The sequence below is a fragment of the Verrucomicrobiia bacterium genome (assembly GCA_023953615.1).
In the GTDB taxonomy this organism is placed as follows: domain Bacteria; phylum Verrucomicrobiota; class Verrucomicrobiia; order Limisphaerales; family JADLHS01; genus JADLHS01.
In genome coordinates this window covers 1024629-1045790 of record JAMLJH010000002.1, presented here as the reverse complement: position 1 = coordinate 1045790, position 21162 = coordinate 1024629, and the positions used below count along the sequence as shown (strand labels likewise).

12 protein-coding genes and 2 tRNA genes are annotated in these 21162 nt (G+C 58.4%); 5 read left to right on the top strand and 9 right to left on the bottom strand.

Going from position 1 to position 21162, the window contains the following annotated elements; all coding sequences use genetic code 11:
- The first annotated feature begins 24 nt into the window (after positions 1-24).
- Positions 25-294: a hypothetical protein gene (locus M9920_14705; protein MCO5053530.1), complete on the top strand. Its 270-nt coding sequence runs from the start codon at positions 25-27 to the stop codon at positions 292-294.
- 31 nt (positions 295-325) lie between these two features.
- Here M9920_14705 and M9920_14700 read toward each other — a convergent pair whose 3' ends face one another.
- The 7 genes from M9920_14700 to M9920_14670 all read right to left on the bottom strand — a co-directional run bounded on the left by M9920_14700 (position 326) and on the right by M9920_14670 (position 4816).
- The gene (locus M9920_14700) at positions 326-553 is read right to left on the bottom strand and encodes a hypothetical protein (GenBank protein ID MCO5053529.1); all 228 of its coding nucleotides are present in this window, start codon (positions 551-553) and stop codon (positions 326-328) included.
- Positions 554-837: 284 nt separating this feature from the next.
- Positions 838-1914, bottom strand: coding sequence for a tyrosine-type recombinase/integrase (locus M9920_14695; protein ID MCO5053528.1), 1077 nt, complete (start codon positions 1912-1914; stop codon positions 838-840).
- 214 nt (positions 1915-2128) lie between these two features.
- Positions 2129-2203 (bottom strand) — tRNA-Cys (locus M9920_14690).
- 84 nt (positions 2204-2287) lie between these two features.
- Positions 2288-2923 carry a phosphoribosylglycinamide formyltransferase gene (gene purN / locus M9920_14685; protein MCO5053527.1) on the bottom strand — a complete coding sequence of 212 codons (636 nt, stop codon included), beginning with the start codon at positions 2921-2923 and terminating at the stop codon, positions 2288-2290.
- A complete protein-coding gene (locus M9920_14680; GenBank protein MCO5053526.1) occupies positions 2920-3456 on the bottom strand; it encodes an SET domain-containing protein-lysine N-methyltransferase in 537 nt (178 codons plus the stop codon). The genes purN and M9920_14680 overlap by 4 nt, the downstream gene beginning before the upstream one ends.
- 19 nt (positions 3457-3475) lie before the next feature.
- Positions 3476-4291, bottom strand: coding sequence for an RluA family pseudouridine synthase (locus M9920_14675; GenBank protein ID MCO5053525.1), 816 nt, complete (start codon positions 4289-4291; stop codon positions 3476-3478).
- A 168-nt stretch (positions 4292-4459) separates the two neighbouring features.
- Positions 4460-4816 carry a hypothetical protein gene (locus tag M9920_14670; GenBank protein ID MCO5053524.1) on the bottom strand — a complete coding sequence of 119 codons (357 nt, stop codon included), beginning with the start codon at positions 4814-4816 and terminating at the stop codon, positions 4460-4462.
- Positions 4817-5001: 185 nt separating this feature from the next.
- Between M9920_14670 and M9920_14665 the strand changes: the two genes are divergently transcribed.
- Positions 5002-5079: transfer RNA gene (locus M9920_14665), tRNA-Pro, on the top strand.
- A 64-nt stretch (positions 5080-5143) separates the two neighbouring features.
- Here the strand turns inward: M9920_14665 and M9920_14660 are convergent.
- Both M9920_14660 and rpoN read right to left on the bottom strand, forming a co-directional pair.
- On the bottom strand, positions 5144-6292 hold the full coding sequence (locus tag M9920_14660) for an LptF/LptG family permease (protein ID MCO5053523.1): 1149 nt from the start codon (positions 6290-6292) through the stop codon (positions 5144-5146).
- A 99-nt stretch (positions 6293-6391) separates the two neighbouring features.
- Positions 6392-7867, bottom strand: coding sequence for an RNA polymerase factor sigma-54 (gene rpoN, locus M9920_14655; GenBank protein MCO5053522.1), 1476 nt, complete (start codon positions 7865-7867; stop codon positions 6392-6394).
- 181 nt (positions 7868-8048) lie between these two features.
- On the opposite strand from rpoN, the gene M9920_14650 reads away from it, so the two are divergent.
- The 3 genes from M9920_14650 (at position 8049) to M9920_14640 (ending at position 21095) form a co-directional block, all read left to right on the top strand.
- Positions 8049-11381 carry a PD-(D/E)XK nuclease family protein gene (locus tag M9920_14650; GenBank protein ID MCO5053521.1) on the top strand — a complete coding sequence of 1111 codons (3333 nt, stop codon included), beginning with the start codon at positions 8049-8051 and terminating at the stop codon, positions 11379-11381.
- A gap of 85 nt (positions 11382-11466) precedes the next feature.
- Positions 11467-15183: a UvrD-helicase domain-containing protein gene (locus M9920_14645; GenBank protein MCO5053520.1), complete on the top strand. Its 3717-nt coding sequence runs from the start codon at positions 11467-11469 to the stop codon at positions 15181-15183.
- Between the two features lie 578 nt (positions 15184-15761).
- Entirely contained in the window at positions 15762-21095 is a 5334-nt protein-coding gene (locus M9920_14640; GenBank protein MCO5053519.1) for a S8 family serine peptidase, read from the top strand.
- The last annotated feature ends 67 nt before the right edge of the window (positions 21096-21162 follow it).

Below are 21162 nucleotides of genomic sequence, written 5' to 3'. Positions count from 1 at the left end.
GTAACTGCGCAACAAACCGAATTCTTGAGTTGGAAGATCGTTCCCGCGCGACTTGATGCGATGCAGGCTGCTTGGTTTCTCGGTTTTGAGCCGCACGAGATTCCTATGCTTATTGCAGCAGGTCTGTTGAAGCCGTTGGGCCACCCAGCCCGCAACAGCACGAAGTTCTTCGCCACTGAAACGCTGGAGCAATTCCGCCGCGACGAAAAGTGGCTCGCTCGCGCCAGCGATGCTATCGCGAGCTACTGGCGGGAACGCAACGCCCGCAAGCACAAGACTGGCGGGCGCGCGTGATGCAGAAGATTCAACGCATCGGTTGGACTCATCATAAAAGTGTCTTGCCTTTGCTGGGATGAATCCTGACTTCCTCACGGATGGCGGCGCGGACTTTGGCTTCAATGCGTTCAACGAAGCTCATCCCAACCCGGCTGAATTTATTGGCGGGCCGGATCGCGGCGGCAATTTCCAGCGCGGTTTGTTTTACCTTGCTCCGACAAAGATGAGGAGTCGTGTTGATGCTTTTGAGTGTGTCCGTCATTTCAGTTGCTTCCATAATGTGCTTTTTTGGTTGCGTCGCTGATTCATTCAACGACTCCATCATTTTATCAGGCGCACTTTTGTTGAACTGCGAATCTGGCAGCCGAAGCCTTGCAAACATTGAACAAAACCGATGTCACCGCCGACACTTGACACAAAAGCACCCTGATTTTATGCGGGGCGACTTGGCTGGTTTTCGGTTTCAACATCGTTTTTTTGCAATGTTTGCAGGGTGAAAAATATTTGAATTATTTTTTTGTGACTCGGAACGGCTTATGACGATTCCCGGAGACTGAACGCTTAACCAGCCGCTGAAATCGAGTGACCGTTTCTTTCGGGATTCGGCACGGGCGGAAGCAATGGAATGATGCGGCCTTCCACGTTTTGCTTCTCGTAGCTTTCCAGCGAGGGCAGCCTCACCTTGGCCTTTCGTGAATAGGAGCGATGCACAGCCTTGCTGTTGTGACCGAGCGCTTCCTGTGCAAATCGTTCCGGGTAGCCGCACGTTTTCGCCCGCTCCGCCCAAGCGTAGCGGTAAGAATGCAGCGACACGCCTTTGATTCCCAATCCTTCGCATCGTTGCTTGAATTCCGTGGCGCGGTCGCCAGAGCGAACGGATTGCAGATATGGGAACAAATATCCCGTTGAGTTGAGTCGGCGCAGAACCGCCTCAATGTCCGGCCCGAAGTGAATCATTGCGAGGCTGCCGGTCTTTTGCCGGGCATAAGCAATGGTCTGGTTGGGCCAGTCAATGTCCTCCGCCTTGAGATTGGCGATGTCGGTTTGAGAACCGCCGAGATGCCAGCAGAGTTCGTAGAAGCTTCGCCGCTCCGGGTTCTTTTCCCGCTCAATGATGCGCTGATGTTCTTCACTGGTGATGGCGCGTCTTTCCTTGAAACGCACTTCCGGCCAGAGGCGCTTGGGAATGAGCGGCCACGGCAGCCAGTTCATCGAAAGGCAGAAGTTGTGCAACTTCCTCAGATGAACATTCGTGCTGACCGTGCCCGCCTTGAGGCAGGCGAGCAGATGATCGGCTTGCGTTTCCAGAATCACTCGATGGCGGATATGGTCCAACGCGGTTTCTTTCGCCGCACGTTTCCAGCGATCCTGGGTTGAACCGCTCTTGGTTTCGACAATGGCATCGAGTGCTTGTTGCCACGTCCGGGTCGAGACGCCTGAATCCGTTCCAGCCAAGTATGCCTTGGCGATTTGAAGATTCAGTTGCGGTTGGCGAACAGACTCGTTACGAGCGTTGAGCAGGGACGTGGCCTCGGCGCGATCCTTCGTGCCGAGACTTTCCTGCTTTCGGGTTTGGGTGTCCTCGACGTAGAATGTGCCCCCGAGCTTGCGACGGTAGAGGATGAAACGACGTTTCATAAGTTCAGACTTTCTGTCCGAAGCTATGAAACTGAACGTGGCTTTGGGTGTATCAGCTACACCAAACGGGCTGCGAATCCCGTCATCGCGAGTGATTGCCGAGTAATGCCGGAGTAGATGATGAGTCGTATCCCGGTATTGATTTCACTGGCACTTTCACTGGCACTTGCCCCCTCTGGATTCTGCAACTCGTTGCAAAAGTGCAACTTGAAGTTGGAGGCGGAGGTCGGAATCGAACCGACGAATGAGGCTTTTGCAGAGCCCTGCCTTACCACTTGGCTACCCCGCCCACCGACGTCATCCTATGTGGTCTCCGAACCGGTCTCAAGTGAATTGCTTGCGTCCGCGCGTTTATTTCACACTGACCCGAAGTTCAATCCGCTGCCGCCCGACGTCCGGCCCGACGACCCGCGAGGGTGATTTCATTGCGAGCCAGCAACGCAATGCAGCGTGGGTATAGTTCGTGTTCCGCCGTATGAATGCGGGCGTGCAACGAAGCCGCGGTATCCGTGTCCAATACCGGCACGGGTTGCTGACCAATGATCGCGCCCGAGTCCACTCCGGCATCCACAAAGTGAACGGTGCAACCGGTGACTTTCACTCCGTAATCGAGCGCTTGTTGCCACGCGGCCAAACCCGGAAACGCAGGCAGCAGCGACGGATGAATGTTCACAATGCGTCCGGCGAAGGCGCGCAGAAAAGTTTCCTTGAGCACCCGCATGAAACCGGCCAGCACGATTAAATCCACTCGCGCTTCCCGCAACGCTGCGACGTAGGTTTGCTCGACGCCTTCTTCCAATTTGGTACGGAATTTTCCCGGCGCAATGTAGCGGGCCCGAAGTTGGCGGGATCGGGCTTCCGTTAAAATTCCCGCCGTCTCGACATCGCTCAGTACCAGACCAATCTCCGCCGGAATTTTGCCAGCCGCAATCGCGTCCGCGATGGCGACAAAGTTCGACCCGCGTCCCGAGCCGAGGACGCCCAATCGGAATGGGGTTACTGCGTTCATGCGACCGGGTTGGTGACGAGAGCTGGATGCGCCGCAGTTTGTTGCGCGAGAAGATGGCGCGCTTCCGCCCAGTATTCTTCGGCCAGGATATAACCTGGACATGTTGGCGCGCCGCAGCGGCAAACGTGATTTTGAAAATCTTCCAGGTCGTAACCGTAATTGAAAGTCAACTCCTCACCCGTGGTGATCGCGCGCAGGGTGTTGATAAAAATCCGCCCTTCGTCCCATTCCGCTTCGCAATTTGGTGCGCAACTGTGGTTGATGAATCGGGCTGGATTCCAAGTGACGTTGCCGTCCAAGTCCTTCTCGTCATCAATGGTGAAAATGTAGGCGTTATCAGCTTCGCAACGTCGTTCTGATTCAGCCTTGCTGATATAGTTGCCCACGTATTCGATGATGCGCGTCCCGGCGGGGATGTCCTGTCGTGCGTAGCCGCCCGTGCCGTGGATGCGCGACTGGCGAACTTCAAGGAATTGGTTTCCCTGCTCGATCGGAATAGAATGATGGGCGTGGTTGGATGACCCGGATGCCATAAGCGGCGGGGAGTATGCCTCAAGACGCGGGAATGTCGAATCCGTATTCCCGGCAAAACTCCTGAAACGGCGCGGCGATCTCGACCTGTCGGCGCGTAAAGGGATCCCGATAGGCGAGACGAATGGCGCGTAATCCCAATTCCGCGCCGGTTCGAGGTCGTCCGTAAAGTTGGTCTCCAACACACGGCGTGCCCGCCGCCGCCAGATGAATCCGGATCTGATGCGTGCGACCGGTGACAGGGCGGGCCTCGACCAAGGTTTGCTTCGACACAGATGATTGGTGCGGTCTTGGATTTTTCGAGAGTGAGAATTTGCCGGGACGGGTTTCAGCGCCAGCGGCCTGGCGTAATTGAGGCGACGCGACAGTTTGCAACACTCGAAAATGAGTTTCGGCGGTTTTGCCGTGTCGTTCATCCACGCGCTGACGACCAACGTGTCTAGGGTCCGGGCCGAGTTTTTTGTAGCACGTCCATTCAGTTTGAACCGGCGCTCCGGCCACCACCGCGAGATAGGTTTTCTCGATACGGCGATTTTCAAAAAGGCTCGCCAGAGCGTCCACCGCCCCCTGACTTTTGGCGAACATCAAGAGGCCGGTCGTCTCGGCATCCAGCCGATGCACGTAACGCAGAAATTTCAAGCTGCGGGCGCGCGCCCAAAAATCTCCCGCCGCGATAGAAGAAACGAGAGCTGCTTGCAAATTGCGATTGGTGCGTTGCCAGGAAAACGGCACCAGCATCCAATGCCGCGGCTTATCAATGACCAGGACGGAACGGTCTTCGTATAGAATCGGGATGGGCGGTTCTCCGGGTAGTTCGATGAAATCTGGCTTGGCCACGCGGCGAGAGTAGCTGATCCCCAGCCCGGCGGCAATCTGCGGGCCGGGCAACCGGGTGTGGGCACAGTTTTTTGAGGCCGAGACGACGCACGCCAGCTACGACATGCTGGAAGGCTGGGCTAAGAGGCATGGGTTGCCGCAAAGCCTGTATGTGGACCGGGACAGCATCTATCGGTGTGAAGGGGTGGGCAGCATTGCCGAGCCAATCGCCGGGAAAACGCCCCAAACGCAGTTTGGGCGGGCGATGGGAAAATTGGGAGTGCAGTTCCACCAACCGCCAATCTTCCCCGTTGGTGGAGGCATACGGTAGTCATCATATTCCACAGTTCCGGGCTTGATGTTTGGGTCATTATTGCGTTGTTTTTGGTAAACAGTCACCGCATTCCCAAAAGTCATTTTTCCACGGGCGACGGATTTGTTTACGGCGGCCCGCTGCCTTTCCTCTTTGTGAAAATCACTCAAACGTAGTTTGGCAACACTGATGCGGTCGGTTTTTAGGGATTTCCAAATCAGCTTGCCGCGCACACGGATTCGCGCATAATGGTTTCCGGATTGGACGTGGTGCATGAGATTGGCCACGAACGTTTTTCACCATCACCGAACGGTGGTGGCGGAATGTTCCTTCACCTCGCACGGTATGGAACCACAGTATGAAAAACGCAAATTGCCGGACTCAAAAACCTGCGATTTTACCAATCAATTCAATGGTTCGGGGCGTAGCGTAGCCTGGCTAGCGCGCTTGCTTGGGGTGCAAGAGGTCGCGAGTTCAAATCTCGCCGCCCCGACCATTCTACTTCAGTCCACCTGGTCAGAACTAATTTCCAACCCACTGTGCAGCTTGACGCTTCGACTTCACAGTCCGTGATTGGCGCGCCACAGTAAAATTGCGCCCACGGCCTGAAAGAGCAGATTCGGCAACCAAAGCAACAGGTGCGGATGCAGCTCCGGATGATTTTGCAGCGCCAAGGCGGCGAGGATCAGACCGTAGTAAATCAGCACCAACACCACGGCGAGGGCGAAGCCGATGTTGGTTTCACGCCGTTGCACGCGAATGCCCAGCGGAATGCCGATCAGGGCGAACCCGAACGGCGCGAAGGAAAACGCCCATTGCCGATTCATTTCCATAAGTAAACTCAGCTCCGAAACCGCCAGTGATTTGCGAATCTCCGGCTCGGTTTGTTGAGATATCAAGGGTCGGTGGGCGCGAGTTTTTCCCAGTTCCGCGCGCAGTTCGGCAAAACTCGCGTAAGCCATGGGACGCCGCTCCCGGTTGCGCTCGAACTTGGTCGGATCAAATTCGAGGCGCATCTCGCGCGCCGCGCCCGGGCTGGCTTGATCGCCCTCGAAGGTCAAGCCCCGCACGTCCGTCAGGTTCAATACCCACAGATAATTCGTGCCCTCCGTTTCCTTTTGGATCGTCCCGTGCGCGGCAAACAAACTCTTCGATTGCTGATCCGTCCCCTGCCCCAGGTCATAAATCAGCACATCCGTCAGATGGCCATTTTGATTATTGCCGATGTAAACGAGGTAGCCCGGAATATCCCTGAGATACTGACCGGAAGGGATTTGTGCGGCGGAAAATTCCGTCGTGAAGGTGAAAACGATTTTTTTGAAAGCGCGCCGCGCTTCGGGCGCAAGTTTCAAGTTGGCCCATCCGCTCAGGCCGCACAGCACCAGGCTGAGCAGCAAAATCGGCGTCGCGAGAGAAACCAGGCTGATGCCGCTCGCCCGGCAGGCGGTTAATTCCAGGTCGGCGCTGAAGCGCCCAAACACCAGCAACACCGCCGTCAACATGCCCATCGGCAGCGCGTAAGCCACCGCGTAAGGCACGAGCAGCGCGATGGATTTCAGAATGACGCCCAGCGAGGCTTGACCGTTCACCAACAACACCAGGACTTCTTTCAGGATGTTGCCAATGATCATCACGAACGTGAAGACGAGCACGGTCATCACCAACGTGGCGACGACCTGACGCAGGAGATAACGAGGCAGCGTTTTCAAGCGAAATCAGAGTAGCCGCGCCGGGCGTGGAGGGGCGAAGGACGTTCGCCTGATTTTCCGTCGGAGGCTGGCCGTTGGACGCCTCGCACCGGATGCCTTTTAGTACACCTTCCGCAAGTTGGAAGGCAGGATGTTCAATTCCATGCGGTATTTCGCCACCGTGCGGCGCGCGATCACAATTCCCTTGTCCTTGAGCATTTTGACCACCTCTTGATCGGACAGGGGTTTGCCGGTGTCCTCGGATTTGAAAATCTCCGCAATCATGTCCTTGACGCTGGTGTTGGACACGTTCGCGCCGGAATCCGTCTGCAGACCGGCGGTGAAGAAATACTTCATTTCGAAAACGCCCTGCGGCGTTTCCATGTATTTGCCGGACACGGCGCGGCTCACGGTGGTTTCATGCACACCCACCACTTCCGCCACCTGCACCATCGTCAGCGGCTTCAAAAACGCGACGCCTTTCTCCATGAACTCGCGCTGTCGTTTGACGATCTCGCGCGCGATGTTGCCGATGGTGCTTTGTCTTTGGTGCAGGCTCTTGATCAAAAACTTGCCCGCGCGGATTTTCTCGCGGATGTAATTCTTCACTTCGGCGCTGTTGGCGCTTTGACTCATCAGGTCCTTGTAAACATTACTGATGCGTAAATGTGGAATGTGTTCGTTGTTCGTGGTGACCACAAAATCGCCGCCGCTGCGTTTCACGAACACTTCGGGCAATACAAAATGGTCGGCCTGGGAGAGAAACGCACGCCCCGGACGCGGTTCGAGTTGCGCGATTGCGGCCATGGCCTCCTGCACCTCCTCAATAGTTGAGCCGGTGCCGCGGGCGATTTCAGGGACGCGCCGCTTGCCCAAGGCGTCCATGTGGTCGCGAACGATGCGGTATTCCAGCGAGTCCTGTTGGCGGGTGTGGGCCAGTTGCAACAAGAGACATTCCCGCAAATCCCGCGCGCCGACACCGGCGGGTTCAAACGTTTGAATGACCTTGAGGACTTCGAGAATTTTCTCCCCGGTTACATTGGCAATGGCGGCGACTTCTTCGATCGAGGCTTTGAGATAGCCGTAGTCATCAATGTTGCCGATGATAATCTCCGCCACCTGGAGGTCCGCCGGAGTCAGGTCCGTATCGCGCACCTGTTCCAACAAACTTTCCGCCAGCGTGGTCGAGGCAACGAGTGAATCGAACATGAACTGCCGTTTTTCCTCGTCCTCGGCCGAGGTGCGCGTCGGGACGTTGGTTTGCGCGAAATGGTCGCGCCAATCCTGATCCAACTGCACCAGGCGATCAAATTCCGCCTGAAAATCGTCCACGCTGTCGCCGCTTTCCCCCGCTTCGGAAGTTTCGGATGCGTCGCCCGCCTCGCCAGTGCTCTCGCTCTCCGCTTCTCGATCCGCCATGTCGGTATCGCCGCCGGTGTCAATTTCCTCCAGCACGGGATTTTGCTGCAGCTCCGCCTCCACCAAGGCTTTGAGTTCGAGGGTCGGCGCTTGCAACAACGCCAGCGATTGCTGGAGTTGGGGGGCCAAAACCAACGACTGCGTCAATCGTTGCGACAAATGTAAGCCTTGCGCCATAATTGCGTCCGATTTTAGCGGCGAATGTAGCTGAGACAAGGAGAACTTGATTCTGGCATGATTCTGGCATGGTCGGAAAAGTAACGATTCGGCGCGCGTTCGGGTCAAATTTCCTTCCCGTCGGAAAATAAATAATTTTGTTTTTTTGCTTCCGACTGCGGTTGCGACTAAAACGAACCGCGTGCAAACGCGGTTTCTCCTCGGCCCAGCCGGTAGCGGCAAGACTTTTCAGTGTCTGGCTGAAATCCGGCGGGAGTTGCTCCGTTCGCCCGATGGTCTGCCGCTGCTGCTGCTCGCGCCGAAGCAGGCGACGTTCCAACTTGAACGGCAGTTGCTCGCGACGGGCGAATTGGAAGGCTACACCCGATTGGAGATTTTCTCCTTTGATCGCCTCGCGCAATTCATTCTCCGCGAGGCCGGGGTTGAACCCAACTGGCTGGATGACGAAGGCCGGATCATGGTGTTGCGCGCACTGCTGAATCGGCACGCATCAGAATTGAAAATCTTCCACGCCACGGCGCGGCTGCCGGGCTTTGCCATGCGGCTCAGCGGGTTGTTTCGCGAGCTGCAACGCCACCAAATTTCCGTTCGCAAACTCCGGGCGCTGGCGACCCGGCTCACGCATCCCGCGCAGCTTGCGGACAAGCTCGGCGATTTCGCGTTGCTGTTGTCGGCTTATCGCGATTGGTTGCAAGCGCATCAACTCGAAGACCTCGACGGTTTGCAAACCGCAGCGGCGGAACACCTGCGCGCCGCCCGACCACCCCACCCGAACGCACCGACGCTTCGGCTCGGCGGTTTATGGATGGATGGTTTTGCCGAATTGACGGCTCAAGAACTGGATTTGCTCGCGGCGGTGATTCCGGTTGCGGAGCAGGCCACTCTGGCGTTCTGCCTGCCGGCGGAACTCCGGAGCGATCCGAGTTGGCTGTCGCCCTGGAGCGTCATCGGTCAGACGTTCCGGCGCTGTCGGGAAAGGCTCGCGCAACTTCCTGACGTGGCAATCTCCATCGCCACTCTGACTGCTGATCCGCAACGGACCCGTTTCCGGCACGCTCCCGATTTGGCGCAACTCGCGGAGGCTTGGCCGACTCGCGCGGCGACTTCGGTTTTAACCACCCCGCCACCCCATCTCCGCGCCGCCGCCTGCGCCAATCCGGAGGCGGAAGCAACCTTGGCCGCCCGCGAAATCCGCCGCTTCGTGCGCCAGGGGGGACGTTATCGGGACGCGGCGGTTTTGCTGCGTTCGCTGCAAGGCTACGATTACATCTTGCGACGCGTCTTCTCGCGTTATGACATTCCGTTCTTCCTCGATCGGCGCGAGTCCGTTTCGCATCACCCACTCGCGGAGCTGACCCGTTGCGCCTTACGGGTCGTCGCGTTTCATTGGCGTCACGCGGACTGGTTTGGTGCGCTCAAAACCGGTTTCATGCCGGTCAGTCCGCAAGCGATTGACGAACTGGAAAACGACGCACTGCAATACGGTTGGGAAGGTGAATCCTGGCTCCGACCGCTCGCGCCGCCAGATCAATCCGGCGCGGTCGCCGTTACCGAGGCGCGGCGCCTGAAACTGCTGGCGCCGTTTCAAGTCCTGGCCCGGCAAACGGCTGCGCCTCATTCTGGCGCGCAACTTGCCCAAGCCGTACGCGAATTCTGGAATGCGCTTGCAGTCGAAGCAACCTTGACCGCATGGACCGACGCCGCCGCGCAATCGGAACTGCAGCTTCCCAATCCGGCGTTGCACTCGACCGTGTTGGAGCAGTTGCACCAATGGCTGGACAACCTCGAACAGGCGTTTCCAACCGAACCTTTGCCGCTCCGCGAATGGCTGCCCATCCTCGAAGCCGGATTGGCGCATCTCACCGTCGGGGTCATTCCGCCGACGTTGGATCAGGTGCTGATCGGGTCAGTGGATCGTTCGCGCAATCCTGACTTGAAATTGGTGTTGGTGCTGGGCCTCAACGAAGGCGGCTTCCCGGCCGCGCCCACGGAAGACCCGTTGTTGAACGAACTCGAACGGGACGCGCTTCAGTCGCATGGCGCTTCGCTCGGCGCGGCGTTCCGGCATCGCCTGGGGCACGAGTGGTTCTACGGTTACATTGCCTGCACGCGCGCCAGTGAACGCCTGGTGCTGACCTGCGCGCGAACCGATGACGCCGGGGGAAAATTAAATCCGTCGCCGTTTTTTGATCAGCTTCAAAAAATCTTTCCGGGACTGGCCATGGAAACGTGGCAGCCACCCCCCGCCTTCACCGAGGTGGAACACGAGAGCGAAATCATCGTGCCGTGCTTGCGACTGCCCGCCAATGATCCCGTTTGGGTTCAATTCACCTCCCCGCTGCTGACGGAGCTTCGCGCCAAGTCCGAACAGCTTGCCCGCGCGCCTCACGAGCGTTTATCTCCGGACACGGTGGCTCAGTGGTATGGTCCGGAATTGATCACCTCGGTAAGCCAGCTCGAGGATTACGCGGCCTGCCCGTTCAAATTCTTCGTCATTCACGGAATGCGCGCCAGGGAACGTGAAGAGTATGAATTTGACGCGCGCGAACGCGGCTCGTTTCAACACGCGGTACTCACGGCTTTTCACCGGGAACTCGAACAGGAAAAGCTCCGCTGGCGCGAGGTCTCGCCCGCGCAGGCGGAAGCGCGCGTACGCCGCATTGGAACGGAACTGCTGCCGACGTATCGCGAGGGCCTGCTGCTGAGTGATGCCGCCCGCCGGTTCAGTGGCGAACAACTTTTGCTGACGTTGCAAACCCTGATCCGGGTGCTGGTAGGTTGGGCGAAAAATTATCAATTCGATCCCGTCCGCGTGGAGGCGGGCTTCGGGACCGGCACGGACGCGCTTTGGCCCGCCTGTCGTTTCGACCTGGGAGGGAATCGCACTCTGAGTCTGCGCGGGCGGATTGACCGCGTTGATCTTTATCGTGACGAAAATTCAGGCGCGGCGCTGGTGGTGGTCATGGATTACAAATCCAGCGATCAGCGATTGAGCGACGCACAACTTTATCACGGGCTGCAATTGCAATTACCCACCTACCTGCTCGCGTTGGAACGGGTACCCGCCGTGCGGGAGACGTTCCAGGCGGAACGACTCAACGCGGCTGGCGCGTTTTACATCAATCTGCAAGGACGCTTTGAATCCGCAGCCAATCGTAGTGAAGCGCTTGATTATCCCGAGAAACAGTTCCGTGAGGCGTTTCAGCACGCGGGACGATTTGACGCTTCGCAGCTCGACAAATTTGATCCCACTCAATCGAACGAACAGTTCAAAACCTCGGCGCGCGCCCGGGATGGAATGAAGGCCGAAGCTTTTCGCGATCTGTTGAACCACACGGCGGCCACCTTGTTCCGCTTCGGCAACGAGATTTACCTTGGAAACATCGCGCCCGCGCCCTATCGCCTGGGCGCAAAAACCGCCTGCGATTTTTGCGAGTTTGCCGCCATCTGCCGCTTTGATCGCTGGACGCAACCCTACCGCATTTTGAAACAACCCGATTCCGCGCGCCAATGAAACACGTCACAACCTCTCATGATCCAACGATCGGCCTCCTTGGTGATCGGGCCCGCGCAATTGAAATAAACCGGCCCGCGGAATCATGAGTCATCCGACCGAGCAACAGAACGCCGCCATCCGGGCGCGCGGAAACGTGCTGGTGGCCGCCGGGGCCGGCACCGGAAAAACCAGCACCGTCACCGATCGGTGTCTGGAGTTGATTCTCCATGAGCGAATCGCGGGCGGCCGCTGTGGTCTGGATCAAATTTTGATGGTGACATTCACCGAAGCCGCTGCCGCAGAAATGCGACAACGCCTGCGAACCCGGCTTCGGGAAGCGGCGGAGGCTTTGAATCATTCCGTCCACTCTGCTCCGCAGTCACTCGCAGCCGATTTGAGTGCGCCGCCCGATGATGGGGACGCCCGCCACCTAGCGGAGCAACTCGCGCTGCTGGACACGGCAAACATCTCCACGCTGCACGGGTTTTGTCTGGAACTGGTCCGCCGCAATTTTCATACGTTGGGACTGGACCCCGCTTGCGTAGTGCTGGACGAAACGCAAACCCGGCCGTTGATTCACACGCTGCTCAACGATTTGTTCCTCAAACACTACGCCGGCACCACGGATTACTCCGCGCAAGTGCGCGAACTCATCCGCTCCTACGGTCGGGGACGAGATCAAAAAATCCGCGAGTGGATCGTCAAAATCCATCGCTATAGTCAGACGCTGCCAAGTCCGGACGCCTGGTTCTCCGCGCAAACGACTTTGTTCTCCGCCGCCGAACCAACGGCCTGGCGTCATCAATTCAGCGCGGCAGTTTCCGCTTGGGCGCGGCTTTGGCAACCGCCCCTGGCCGCCTCCGCCGATGCGTGTTCTAATCTCGCGACCTGTCAAGTCGCCTTAAATCCGCTGATCCGCGACGACCCGACTTTAGCGCAAATCGCCAGCGCCCTGGCGGCCATCAATGACGCCGACGAAACTTGGAAACGCGGCACCAAAAAGCTTCATCGCGATCCAATAAAACGGTTTTTTGAAGACGCCAGATTTCTTTCTGCACTGGCGAAAGACGACGGCGCGGCTTTGGTCGAGGATTGGAATTGGGCGCGACAACCCATGTTGGTTCTGCTGCGACTGGCGGAAGAATTCGGTCAACTTTTCGCGCAAGCCAAACGCGAACTCGGCGGCATTGATTTTTCCGATCAAGAACAATTCGCGTTGCGCCTGTTGCGAACGGATGCGGGAGCGCCAACGCAAATCGCCCGGGCATGTCGCGAACAATTCGCGTTCGTTTTCGTGGATGAATGTCAAGACATCAACGCCGCGCAGGCCGCCATCATTCAGGCGGTGAGCGGCGAAGACGCTTGTGCCAACCGCTTTCTCGTCGGCGACGTCAAACAAAGCATCTACCGGTTTCGCCTCGCCGATCCGCGCATTTTTCAGAGCTATCAAGCAGCGTGGGCAACGCCACAAACCGGTAAAGCAAGAAGTCCTCTGCCGGTTAGCGACGCGCTCGGAGTGACGCGCCCCACCAATCCCGGCCAGGTGCTCGCGCTCACCGAAAATTTCCGCAGCGCCGAAGGTTTGTTGAATTTTGTCAATTCGGTCTTCGGAGTTCTGATGCGTCCGGCGATCGGCGGCCTGACCTACGGCGCCGAAGCACAATTACATTTTGGCGCCGCCGCTACGCGCGCGGCGTTGGCGGTCAACCAGGACTCGAGTCCGCGGGTGGAACTTCACGTACTCACCAAAGACGATTTTTCCAGCGGCAACCTTGATCTGGACGGCAGCCATGAAGCCACTCCAAACGCGGAAGATTTACTGGCGGTCGAACGCGAAGCGCGACTCATCGCGGCGCAGTTCAAGGCGCTGAAGACCTCCCATTACCCCGTGGCGGATACGCGCGACGGCCAGCTTGGATTTCGCCCGGTGGAATACTCGGACATGGTGGTTTTACTTCGCGCCGCCGCGGGCAAAACCGAAATGTTCGCCAAAGCCTTTCATCAATTTGGCATCCCTCTGCAAGCGGAACGTGCCGGATTTTTGGAAGCGCAGGAGATCGCCGACGGCTTGAATCTGCTGCGCCTGCTCGATAACCCGCTGCAAGACCTGCCGTTGCTGGGAGTGCTGCGTTCACCGTTCGTCGGTCTATCGGCGGAAGAACTCGCGCAGCTTCGCATCGCCGAGCCGAAGGGACGGCTCTGGATTGCCACGCAAAAGGTGCTCGCGCCTGATCGTCCCCTCACCACGGCACTCCGTGATAAACTGGCAGCCTTTCACCAGCGCTTTCGTCGCTGGCGCGAGTTGATTCGCCACGCGCCGCTCACGCATTGCCTGGAAACCATTTTGTTGGATACGCACTACGAAACCTTGCTCCTCACCAGCGAACGTGGTCCCGAGCGTGTGGCTAACGTGCGCCGCTTGATTGAACTGGCGCGACGGTTTGATCCCTACCAACGCGAGGGATTGTTCCGCTTCCTGCGTTTCATCGCCGATCAGGAAGTCGCCGAGGTGGACCACTCCCCGGCGGAGGTGGCGCCGGAAAACGCGGTGCGGCTGCTGACAATTCACGCCAGCAAGGGACTGGAGTTTCCCATCGTCGCCGTGGCGGGACTCGGCTCCCGCTTCAACACCGGCGATCTAAACGACGATATTTTATTGAGTGAAACCATCGGCCTCGCGCCGAAAATCGTGCCGCCCCATGCCCGAAGCAAATACCCCAGCTTCGCGCACTGGCACGCCAACCAATACGAACACCGCGCGATGTGGGGCGAAGAGTTGCGCCTGCTTTACGTGGCGCTCACCCGCGCGCGCGACCGCTTGTTGCTCGTTGGCAGTACAGCGCGCCGGGATGAGATCGAGCGCTGGCACATTCCCGCCCAGCTCACGGATCACGCCCGGCTCAAAGCCAACAGCTTTCTTGCCTGGCTGCACCTGTGGTTCACGAACCACACCGCCCCCGATGAGTGGCAGCAGGAAACGAGTGGTCAAAACCGACTTTTGGCGTGGCGTTTTCATGGAGCGCAGGAAACGCCCGCTTCACCGACGGCGACGGAAGCCACCGAGTTGAACGCGGCTGAAACTAAACCCGGCATCGAGCCGTTCGCTGAAATCCAGACCCGGATTCATTTCCAATATCCGCACCTGCAAGCGACGGTTGAACCAGCGAAAACCACCGTCACCGCCATCCGCCGCCGCATTGCCGATGATACGGATGAGGAATCGCGAAAGTTTTTCCCGCCGGAAACCGCGCGGCTGAAATCGTCGTCCGCCGACGGATTGTCCGCCGCCGAAATCGGCATCGCGCATCACACCTTCCAGCAATTCATCACCATCGCCCGCACGGCGACCGATCTCGATCTGCGCAACGAAGCCGAACGGTTGCGCGGTGCCGGCGTGTTGAGCGAGGAGCAATTTGCCGTGCTGGATTTCGGCGCGCTGGGCAGCTTCTGGCATTCCGATCTCGGCGCAAAACTCCGCGCCTTGCCCGCCGGCATCATCAATCGGGAAATGCCGTTCACCGCGCGGCTCGACCCGAAGACGCTGCGCACCCTCAAGGTTCTGCAACCTGCCGCGACGCTGGCGGCGGATGATTTCATCGTCGTGCAAGGTCAGGTGGACTTGGCGGTGTTGTTGCCGGACGAAATCTGGTTGCTCGATTTCAAAACCGACGCCGTGGACGAAGCCGGTCTGCCGGACAAGCTAAAACAGTACGCGCCGCAACTTGAAGTTTATGCCACCGCGTTGGAGCAGATTTATCATCGCCCCGTGACGAATTGCTGGCTGCATTTCCTCCGCGCCCGAAAAACAGTGGAGCTTTGAAGTGTCACCACGAATTTGTTCCCGACTGAAATTTGGCCCGACGCAAATCGTCAATCATGCGAAGTGATCAGCACCTTTGACGGCAATAGGATTCCAAAGCTAAAGCGGCGGAGCAGCGTCAGACAGTAGCCCACGGCGTCAGCCGTGGGAAAGTGACGGCCCCGAATCAAGCCCCGGAGGGGCGACAGATTTAGGTATGCGACGACGATTTTCTATCGCCCCTACCGGGGCTGGTAATTTATCCGACCAGAACCCACAGCTTGCGCTGTGGGCTACCTTCTGCCGCGCCTCCGGCGCTACACGATGGGCAATAAGCCAACTGCGGATCTGATTCCGCACCGAATGATTTGGCCTGTTCTGCCAAGACGCCAAAAGCATTTAACACTACCATCTACCGCGCCTCCGAAGCTGGCGATTTCATTAAAACGAGCGAGCGCCTGCGTTGCTTGTAGCGGCGGTCTATGACCGCCGCTAAATTTCCTCGCCAGCGGACATGGCCCATAAAGCAACGCTACATGCGAGAGAATTTCGCGCGGCGACGCCTTGTAATTCTGCCGCTTTCCGCTTAGTTTCACGCCGTGATATTTCCAGCGTTTTTGCGCCGCTGGTCGGGCTGGTGGCTGGCGGGAGCGATCAGTTGCCTAACCGTAAGTGCGGCGGACAAACCCATCCGACTGCGCAATCCCCTGCCCTCACCGATTGAAGCGGTGGCGGCCGCGGCGGCTCCCGGTTCGAGCGCGCCGCTCACCGCCTCGGGCTTGTTCCTCATCCAATTCAACCAAACCTTGACCGCATCCGAGCAATTACTGCTGAAACAGCGGGGGGTCACGCTCCTGCGTTACGTCCCCGACGACGCGTTCGTAGCCAAACTGCAAAGCGCCGCGTTGAGCGATCTGCAAGCGTTGGGCTGGATAAAATTCATTGGACGTTACGGCGCGGAACAAAAAGTTGAGCCGCGCTTGACGCAAATTTTGTCCACCACAACCACCAACGACGAGGTGGCGGTGGCCGCCGTTCTCACCGACGTAAACGAAGTTCAGCTCCAGCAGGCGCGCAGTCAGTTTCATCAATTAGAACATGAAACATCGCTACCGACCGGGCGTATCTTGCGCGGTACCGTTGCCCGTGCTCAATTTCAAACCTTCGCCGCTTCGGAAGCCGTGCTGTGGATCGAACCGGCGCCGCGCATGAAACTCTTTGACGAAATTGCCAGCCGGATCGTGGCGGGCGACGGTCCGACGCATCAGACGCAAATGCAAGCGCTCGGTTACAACGGCGCGGGCGTGACGGTCGCCGTTGCGGATAGCGGCCTGGACAGTGGCGACACCAATTCCATGCATCCGGACATTCAAGGTCGCGTGCGGGCGCTGTTCTATTACGGCACGCCCGGACAACTGGAAGACGCGGCGGATGAGCACAGTCACGGCACACATTGCGCCGGGATCATTGCGGGCAACGGCGCGACGGGCGAGACCGATGAGGATAATTTTCTATACGGATTGGGCGTGGCGCCGGGAGCGAGTTTGATTGGACAACGCATTTTCGATGCGGCCGGTGGTTACGCGCCGCCGCCAAGTTTTGAAACCTTGACCCGCGATGCCAAACGCGCGGGCGCAGACATTGGCTCGAACAGTTGGGGTGACGACACGCAGGGACAATACGACGTCAGCGCCATGGAGTTTGACGCATTGGTGCGTGACGCTGACGTGCTCGCGTTGGGGGATCAACCGTACATCCTGGAATTTTCCGCCGGCAACGCCGGTCCAAATCAACAAACGATCGGCAGTCCGGCGGTGGCTAAAAATGTGATCGCCACCGGCGCCTCGCAAAATAATCGCTTCAATCTACCCATTGAAGACTTTGCCATTTATGCAGAAGGCGAGGAGGCAATGTCAGATTTCTCCAGTCGCGGTCCGTGTGCGGATGGCCGCATCAAACCCGACCTGACGGCGCCGGGAAGCTGGATCGCTTCGTTGCGATCGGTCTATGCCAACGACGGTTACGCGTGGTGGCCGATCTCGGATAATTACCTGTATCAAGGCGGCACCAGTCAGGCTGGTCCGCACGTTGCCGGGGCGGCGGCGGTTTTTGTGCAGTACTGGCGCGAGCATCAGAATGGCGTCACCCCTTCCCCGGCCCTGGTCAAAGCGGCGCTGATCAATTCCGCCACAGATATGGACGACGGCCTGACCACCGCCGCCGCCGTTCCGAACAACGACGAAGGTTGGGGTCGCGTAGATTTACCGGCGCTGCTGGCTTCCACACGGAATTATGATTTTACCGATCAAACCGCGCTACTTACCAACGGCGGCGTGTTCGAGAAACGCATTTTGGTTGGCAGTTCTGACGAGCCTTTGAAAATCACGCTGGCCTACACCGATGTTCCCGGTCTGCCCGCCGCCGCCGTGGCGCTCGTCAACGATCTCGATTTGGAAGTCATCACGCCGACGGGAGAAATTTATCGCGGCAACCAATTCAACGATGGCGAGTCCATTCCCAACGCCCCTCTGCCAGACTCGATCAATAACGTGGAAGCGGTGCATCTCGCGACGCCTGCGCCGGGCGAGTACATCATTCGCGTGCGGGGAACGCGGGTCGTGGAAGATGCCCGACAGGATACCGCCGCCATTGATCAGGATTTTGCGCTGGTGGCTTCCGGGCATTTCGTCGCACCCGGATTTGGAATCATCACGCTGGACCGCCAATTCTATCGCGCTCCAGATCAAATCCGTATCGCGTTGGTGGACTACGATCTGGCCGGACAGCCAAGCGTCACGATTCAACTACGGAGCACCACTGAACCAGCGGGTGAAGCGATCACCTTGTTCGCGCGAGACGCGAGCGGCAATTTCACCAACTCCGTCACCACCGCCACCGGCAGCGCGGTCGCGGATGGCCGTTTGCAAGTGGCACATGGCGATATCGTCGAGGCGATTTACGAGGATACCGCTCCGGCGGGAACGCGAACCGCCACCGCCCAGGCAGATTTGCAACCACCGATTATTTCCGGTCTTCACACCAGCGGCCAATTCGGACAGTTGGTCGTCCAATGGAACACCGATGAAGCGGCGCGAGGCGAGGTGTATTACGGCGCTTCGACTCCCGACCTGTCAGTCACCAATAATGTTCTCGATAATGAGCAAACGATTTATCTGTCCGGCGTGGCTCCCGGCTCCACGATAAACTTTTTTGTGGTGGCCAGTGACGCTGCGGGCAACCGCACCACCAATAACAACAATGGCGCGCTTTTCATCGCCACCAATCCCCAACCTTCCGCCGTGCTGCTGCTGGATTCCTACGCGGAAAACGGTTTTATTGCCGTGCCTCCGCTTTCCGGATACACGGATGCGTTAACCGCCGTGGGCGCGAACTTTCAGGTTTTTGACGCCACCGGCAACAACCTGCCGACGTTGCAACAGTTGCAGTCATTTCGTTGCCTGATTTGGCGGATGGATGAAATTTCCGCTCCCAGCCCTTCGCTCGTATCGGTCGTGGCGAGTTACGTCACCAACGGCGGCTCATTGTTCATCTCCGGCATGGATACCGTCACCCGCCTCGGTGAAGCGGGAGCGACGAGTTTTGTGAAGGACATTTTGCAAGTGCAGGCGAATGTCGAAGATCAGCCGGTGGACGAAATTAGCGGCTATCCAGGCGATCCGATCGGAGCGGGAATCAGCACCGATCTGGATTACCGGGAAAATTATGACGATCTGATGACGTTCCTGGAACTGGTGGGCGTCAGCGATCCGTCCGACTGGATCACCCCAACCACCAATGCCGCGCCCGTGATGCTGGCGGATGGGCAGATCGTCGGATTGCGCGCGCCCAAGACTGGCGTGGACCTGCCGGGACGCGTAGTGTTTCTGTCGTTCCCGCTCGATACGGTGCCGCTGGGCAGTGGCATCGGAAATAATCGCGCCGGGTTGCTGCAGAACGCATTGAACTTCCTCGCGCCCGCCGGCGACGCCAGTCGCGTATCACTCGACAGCGACGTGTATTCCACGCCGGGCCGCGCCATCATCGAGGTGGAAGACGTCGCGCGGGGCGGACAAGGTTCAGTTCAGGTAACGGTTGGCACCTGGGAGCACACCAATCAAGTCAACGCAACCTTGCTGGAAACACCTCGAGCCGGGTTGTTCCGGGGTAGCGTTTTATTTTCGCCCGTGAACGACGAATTACCCGGAGTGCTGTGGGCGCAGGCGCAAAACACAGTGTTCGTGGATTACTTCGACGCGGCGGTGAACCGCACCAATTCCACCACCGCCACCATTGACACCACCGCGCCAGTCATTAGCAACGTCGTGATCGAGCCGGGGTATCTGGAAGCGATGGTTTATTGGGATACGAGCAAGGACGCAGATTCCCTGGTGCAATACAGCGAATCGCCCGGCAATCTGCCCAATAACTTCGTCGCCTACGACGCCCTGCCCACCACGGCGCACGAGGTTTTTCTGAGCGGCCTCAAACCCAGCACCACCTATTATCTGCGCGTCACCAGTCGGGATCGGGCGGGCAACACCACCATTGATGACAATGACGGACAACTTTATTCCTTCACCACGTTGCAACCGCTCACGCCGCCCTGGTTCGACAACCTGGAAACCAACAATACCGACTGGTCCGTGATTACAGCGGACGAATCTGAAAGCGGCTGGACGCGCGGAACGCCGGGTTATGGTGAAACGGCCCACTCCGGCACGAACGTCTGGGGCACAATTCGGAACGGTGCTGCCGTCAGTCAATTTGAATCCTATCTCATCAGTCCTGGAATTCTCCTCACTGGCGGCAACCAGGCGACGCTCCATTTCTGGCAAAATTACGATTTCATGGCTCAGGGTGATTTCGACATTCAACTGGCCGCCATTGAAATCATCACCAACGTCGCCAGCGAACCCGTACTGCTTTATCAGTATGGGGAAGATTACTCCGCTGGCTGGGAGGAAATGGAACTCGATCTGACACCGTTTCTGGGCAATGTCGTTTACGTCGTCTGGTATCACTTCCTGTTCTCCTTCGACGCTCCGCCGCGGCTGGGTTGGTTGATTGACGACGTTTCCATCACCACCAGCACCGTTGTGCCCGGCACCATCGCGATTACGAATAACCTCTGGCAAAGTGTCTTTGCCCTGGCTGGCCCGAGCGGTCGCACTGCCAGCGGCCGCACGTTGCTGATCACCAACGCGGCGCCGGGCACTTACACCATCCAGTACGGCGACGTCCCGTATTTTGCGACCCCGCCCAGTCAGACCCAAACGCTCAGCGCCGGTGGCAGCATCAGTTTCATTGGCGACTACACGTTCACGGACGCCAACACCAACGGCGTTCCAGACGCCTATGAACTGGAAAAGTTCGGCACGGTGGATCCGCTGCGGACGCCGCACACGGATACCGATCAGGACGGCCTGAGTGATTGGGCTGAGTTTGTCGCGGGCACCGATCCCAACAATCCGCCGCCCCCGTTTCGCTTGCGAGCCGAGGCTCTGAGCGATCAACTGGTTCAACTTTCGTGGCCTTCGGTTGCCACTCACCTCTATCGAGTGCATGGCAGCACCAACGGCACTGCCTGGCAACCCGTTACCGGGTGGTTCGAGGGGACGGGGACGAATACCAGTTATGTCCTTGGCAGCACGACGAACGGTGTGGTGCGCTTTTTTCGCGTGGAGGCGAACGCCGGTGACGGCAACATCGCCGGCCTCTTCAAGCTGACGGCCACGCCGCTGCCGAATCAGCAAATTCATCTCGACTGGCCCACCGCCCCCGGACACGCCTATCGCGTGATGGGTAGCACGAATCTTTCGACCTGGGCTCCCTACACCGACTGGATTCGCGCGTCCGGCTACACGCTGAATCAGACCGTGTCGCCTTCAACCAATGACGCCCCCGTCTTCTTCCGCCTGGAAGCGGCGCCTTGAGGGGCGAGATTCGTAACAACCAACAGCTCCGCTGCCCAGATACCGCGTTCGTGAATCTGGATGCTTC

Bases quoted from the DNA above. Each gene is read 5' to 3' on its own strand.
- M9920_14680 (MCO5053526.1), bottom strand. From the start codon at position 3,456: ATGGCATCCGGGTCATCCAACCACGCCCATCATTCTATTCCGATCGAG.
- M9920_14645 (MCO5053520.1), top strand. From the start codon at position 11,467: ATGAGTCATCCGACCGAGCAACAGAACGCCGCCATCCGGGCGCGCGGA.
- M9920_14700 (MCO5053529.1), bottom strand. From the start codon at position 553: ATGGAAGCAACTGAAATGACGGACACACTCAAAAGCATCAACACGACT.
- purN (MCO5053527.1), bottom strand. From the start codon at position 2,923: ATGAACGCAGTAACCCCATTCCGATTGGGCGTCCTCGGCTCGGGACGC.
- rpoN (MCO5053522.1), bottom strand. From the start codon at position 7,867: ATGGCGCAAGGCTTACATTTGTCGCAACGATTGACGCAGTCGTTGGTT.
- M9920_14695 (MCO5053528.1), bottom strand. From the start codon at position 1,914: ATGAAACGTCGTTTCATCCTCTACCGTCGCAAGCTCGGGGGCACATTC.